Source organism: Lysinibacillus sp. NPDC047702 (genome assembly GCF_050272555.1).
In the GTDB taxonomy this organism is placed as follows: domain Bacteria; phylum Bacillota; class Bacilli; order Bacillales_A; family Planococcaceae; genus Lysinibacillus.
The window spans coordinates 1-5193 of record NZ_JBNNMG010000119.1; the positions used below are offsets into that span (position 1 = coordinate 1).

At 36.3% G+C, this 5193-nt stretch carries 3 protein-coding genes and 1 tRNA gene; 1 reads left to right on the top strand and 3 read right to left on the bottom strand.

The genetic code is table 11. The features are described 5' to 3' along the window. Positions 1 to 530: 530 nt before the first annotated feature. The 3 genes from ACQKIM_RS27615 to ACQKIM_RS27625 form a co-directional block, all read right to left on the bottom strand. Positions 531 to 598, bottom strand: a tRNA-Ser gene (locus ACQKIM_RS27615). A 90-nt stretch (positions 599 to 688) separates the two neighbouring features. Next, entirely contained in the window at positions 689 to 1324 is a 636-nt protein-coding gene (locus ACQKIM_RS27620; RefSeq protein WP_427550111.1) for an RNA ligase family protein, read from the bottom strand. 24 nt (positions 1325 to 1348) lie between these two features. After that, complete coding sequence (locus tag ACQKIM_RS27625; protein ID WP_427550114.1) at positions 1349 to 2305, bottom strand: AAA family ATPase; 957 nt, start codon at positions 2303 to 2305, stop codon at positions 1349 to 1351. A gap of 424 nt (positions 2306 to 2729) precedes the next feature. On the opposite strand from ACQKIM_RS27625, the gene helD reads away from it, so the two are divergent. Next, the gene (helD, locus tag ACQKIM_RS27630) at positions 2730 to 5033 is read left to right on the top strand and encodes an RNA polymerase recycling motor HelD (RefSeq protein ID WP_427550116.1); all 2304 of its coding nucleotides are present in this window, start codon (positions 2730 to 2732) and stop codon (positions 5031 to 5033) included. Positions 5034 to 5193 lie beyond the last annotated feature (160 nt).

Here is a 5193-nt window from a genome sequence, read left to right on the forward strand (position 1 = left end):
AACCTACATTTTATGCGTAAAACTACTTTGTCACTTTACATAAAGTACTCCTCTGTTTTCGCATAGAAAAATGTTATCAAAGCTCCATTTTTGCATAATAAAGTGATGGCTAAGACTTCAATTTATTCTTTAAATTTGTGTGAATTGCCAGAAGAAAATACGATGAGCAACGGTTGATTAGAGTGTAGACTGAGTGACTCCTCGGGGATTCAGCGTCACAGATGAGACCCTGGAGCGAGCAAATTAGGGGAACGAAGGCTAAAACCGTCACGTCCTGTGACAACGCCTTCGTGACCAACCTCCTGTTGCCCTAAGCGGCTCATCGGACGCCCCCAGGAAGCTTTGCTCTGTGCGAAAGCGAAGCGACAGCAACAAAGCACTCAGTCGGAACGGAGATCAACCCCTCGTTTTGAAAAAGGGCTATACTTTTTAATTTGTCACCTTGATTTCATTGACTTAATAGTATTTCAACAACATGAAAAATGAACTCTCGTTTGCTAAAGAGAGTTCATTTTTTATTTACATTTAAGTGAGGATGACAGGAATCGAACCTGTAAACCCTTTTCTATAGGGATATGCAACCCTTGCACACTTCCTCATAATATATAATTTTTGATTGATAGATTGATGTAGTATTACATTTTTCTCAGTCCTTTTTTAATAATTAGAAATCACAGTTAAATCAGGTTTATTTTAAACGATTAGGAATGACTTCTTCTTGTAACCAATGCTCACTTGTTTGAACATGATGCAGTCTGACAAATTTCCCTAAATTATATTGAAAATCATCGTAATGAAATGAACCAGTATTTCTAATAACATACCCCTCTTGTTCACCATCAAACAGTGATATACCAGTAAATGTACGTTTTATTTTTTCTTCATCGAAAATCCCTCGATATAAAACAGGTGCGGTTTCAATACCTAACTCAGCGGCAAAGGCAACCGTCTCATCCCAGCTCAAACAAATATTCTCTTCATTCCAAATACTAAATAAATAAAAGTAGCTTGTTAACGCTTTATAATAAATGGAATGCTTGGCGTAAACATTTTCTCCACATAGACGCCAATCTTTTGGAATCCGATATGCAAAACTCGCGTGGAATGTTTTTACCCAATGTCTAGAGGGATGGTTGGCTGAATTGATACTTCTAGCATGCATATAATCTCTGTATAGAGTTGTGCCTTCCCCATCTAATTTTTCAGTGACAACCACTTCTTTTCCTATAAAATGATTCACGTTTTTAGCAACCTTATCATCATGGGTATAGCTTCTACTCCAAGGTAAATGAAAGCTTCTTGGATATTTCTTTAATTTCGTCATATCTCCACTTCCTTTCTCTATTGTTTATTTGGCAAATTGATCTGCCTCACGGAAAAAATAAAGCCTTGTTAATAAATCGCCATCTAATAAATGATAAATTTGGCTTCCACCTCTATCTCCCCCATACTGTATTAACATATGGAACTGCACTAAATGTACAACCTTTAAAACGAAATCCTCTTCAAACCCCAACTCCAATAAAAAATGACAAACCATTTGGGCAGATACATTTTCATGCCCATAATAGCCATAACGTTGTTGCAATGGTTTATATTTTTTACAAAATGGCTTGCCGACATCATGAAACAATGCAGCTATTTGTAATGCCAATTTGTCGCTCTCCATATAGTATTCATTGATATACGCAAACACGAAATACGTATGCTGACATAATAAAAATTGATGGAATGGGTTTTCTTGATTGAATTGATAAATTTCTTTAAAAAGTGGAACTGATCGAAGTGTTTGAAAAAGCTCTTCATAAGTGGGTTGGCTTTGAATAAGTGAAATAAATTGTTGTCGAGAAATGTCATATGGACTTGATTCATGTACAATATGCACTACATCAAATCCTTCTCCTACTGTTGGGAATTCTAAATGCTTTCTCATTTTTTCCATCACCATCAATGGTACGTGCCGCTTCCGTTGTTGGTTTCTTGCTACACAACTTGAATAAGGTGTATCAAAGTAATAGCATTCCTTCTGAACTGCACTTGGTATTTTGCGTAGTGCAAACATCCTGCGCTCTCTTTCAATATTTGTGGCATCTACTATGACAGAAAAACCTTTTGCCACAAAATCATTAAGACGCTCATATAATGTGCGAAAGACTACACGTGATTTTTGCTTGGTTGCATCACCAAACAATTCCTGCCGTATAGCGTCACTTGAAAGAATAATTGCATTTTCGCTTATTGCTAGCTGTTTCACAAATGTACTTTTTCCACTCCCAGGCAACCCCACTGTAAAGATTACCTTCATCCTTTTCGCCTCCCTTCAAATTTCTATATCGTGTTTTGTGCCGTATTCTTTAGGTATAGACACTATTAAATTTAACAATAATTGATTGTAATCAGTCATATTTTGTGGGGATATTACATAAAAAAGACTGCTCCACTTTTTGTAGAGCAGTCTATGTATATCAATATCTTATTACCTTACACAGTTATTGTATCATAAATTTACAAAAATTACTAGACTATACTTCTTTGCGAAGTAGATGTATGATAAATTTCCTGATTCAATCACCCTACTTTTTCCCTTGGGATAAATGAGTTTATATACTTAAAAAGGTGTTTGAACAACCATTTAATAAAGAATCACAATTACCTTCTTCTCACCATCTTTATAGGTGAGGGTCACTGCCGCAGGAAGAGAAAAATATGGAGAGGAATGTGAGTAAACGTTGGAAAATCAAAATGAATGGCTAGAAGAAAAACATCACCTTGAGCATAGTTTAGACCTCATTGATTACAAAAAAAACGAATTACTGCTTAAAGAAAAAGGATTCAAAGAAAATGCTGTCGCCCTGAAGAAAACTTTTTGGAACGACGTCAGAGTTAATTTAGATACTGCTGAGGATGTTGACGAAACCTTTTTTGCGATTAAGCAACAGGTAGAGCTTCTATCTGACTCAGAACTTGCACAGCAGCGTGCAATTCGGAATGTAAAGGTTTATGAACGTTTACAACAGTCACCCTATTTTGCTCGTATTGATTTTTTACAAAATGGGCATCAAGATCCTTTAAAAATTTATATAGGTGTTGCCACATTATTGGACGAACAGGATGAAAATATAGTCATTTATGATTGGCGTGCACCTATATCGAGTATGTACTATGATTACACACCAGGTGAAGCCTCCTACGACACAACAACAGAAGAAATCAGCGGTGAGATGCTACTAAAACGACAATTTATTATTAAAAATGGTCAGCTACAATCGATGTTTAATACCGGCCTTACCATTGGTGATGACTTATTGATTGATATCCTTGCACAAAATGCAAACGAGCATATTCGTAGTATTGTCGCAACGATTCAAGCTGAACAAAATAAGATTATTCGCCATGTTCACTCACGATATCTCATCGTAGAAGGTGTTGCGGGTAGTGGCAAAACAGCTGTTGCTCTTCAGCGGGTAGCCTATCTATTGTATCGTTATCGCAATGAAATGACGGCCGATCAAATTTTACTGATCACACCTAATCAACTTTTTAATCAATATATCCATACGGTCTTACCTGATTTAGGTGAAGACAATATGCAGCAATTGACGTTTATTGAGTATGCTGAAAAACGTTTAGGTCGACAGTTCCAATTAGAATATCCTTATGAGCAACTTGAAGATCTTTTAACAGAAAAGAATGACGCTCATTATCAAACAAAATTAAGTATTATTTCTTTTAAAGCGAGCCTTGCTTACAAACTATTAATGGATCAATATGTAAGCTATTTATCAAAAAAAGGCTTACTATTTAAAAATATTGTTTTTCGTGGAGAACGAATTATTACTGCCCAAGCAATTACGGAATACTTCTATTCTTTCCCTTTCTCAATGTCGATACCTGATCGCCTGCAATTAGTGAAAGAATGGTTATTGCAGCAACTAACGAAATTTGAAAGGGATGAACGTAGAAAGGAATGGGTGGAAGAAGAGGCAGAGCTATTAGACAAGGAGGACTACTCCAAATCCTACAAGGAACTTTTATATGAAGGACGCTATACAGAAAACTCTTTCGATGATTTTGATCAAGAACGCAGAAAGTTAGCGAGACAAATTGTAAAAAAACACTTTAAACCATTACGCAACTCCGTTCATCAGTTAAAGTTTGTTCAGATATTAGGTACGTATCGCCAACTTTTTGATCTGAATAGTCCCATTCATAAAGAATTACAGCACCTTATGCCAGACAATTGGGAGGATATTTGCCAGCAAACACTCCCTAATTTAGCAAAACGTCTCATTGCCTATGAGGATGCAGCACCATTTTTATATTTACAGGACAAAATTGAAGGACAACAAACAAATATGATGATCCGTCATGTTTTGATTGACGAAGCACAAGATTATTCGCCATTCCAATTAATTGTTTTACAGCAGCTATTCCCAAAAGCACGTATGACAATTTTAGGAGATGGACATCAAACGATTCATCCGCATACCTTTGATAATCCTTCACTGCTTGATCCTCAATTATATGGCGAGCAGGCAGAAAAAATGATTTTAACGAAAAGCTATCGTTCCACAAAGCAAATCATCCAACTCACTGCCAATATTTTAAATGATGGTAGTGAAGTAGAGGCATTTAACCGAAATGGTCCAGAGCCATCGATTACTATTGTACCGAATGAATTGGATTTAACTGAACAAATTATCCAAAACATCAACAATCTATCTACCAAATTTGAAACCATTGCTGTTATTTGTAAAACTGCAGCTGAATGCTCTGCTGTTTATGAGCAATTAAGCAATCAAGTAGATATTCAACTGATTAACCACAATACCAAGCAATTTAAAAAAGGTATATTATTACTGCCAGCCTATATGGCAAAAGGTATCGAATTCGATGCAGTTCTTATCTATAATGCATCTGCTGCTAATTACTCGAGAGAAAACGAACGTAACTATTTTTATACAGCCTGTACGAGAGCTATGCATGAGTTGCACATTTATTCCATTAACAAATTAACATATTTCCTACAATAATAGGCAACAGGAGAATCTGTAAAGTACAGATCCTCCTGTTCATGTTGTTGAAATACTAAATGGTCAAGGGACTCTTTGTGAACACTCCTAAGTCAAATGAAGGTGATCTCCGTTCCAGGCTACTCGCTTTCCTGTGGGCGAGCGACGAGCCGCTTCCTGC

What these genes read in the sequence shown, in the direction of transcription:
- ACQKIM_RS27620 (WP_427550111.1), bottom strand. Translation starts at nt 1,324, where the DNA reads ATGACGAAATTAAAGAAATATCCAAGAAGCTTTCATTTACCTTGGAGT.
- ACQKIM_RS27625 (WP_427550114.1), bottom strand. Translation starts at nt 2,305, where the DNA reads ATGAAGGTAATCTTTACAGTGGGGTTGCCTGGGAGTGGAAAAAGTACA.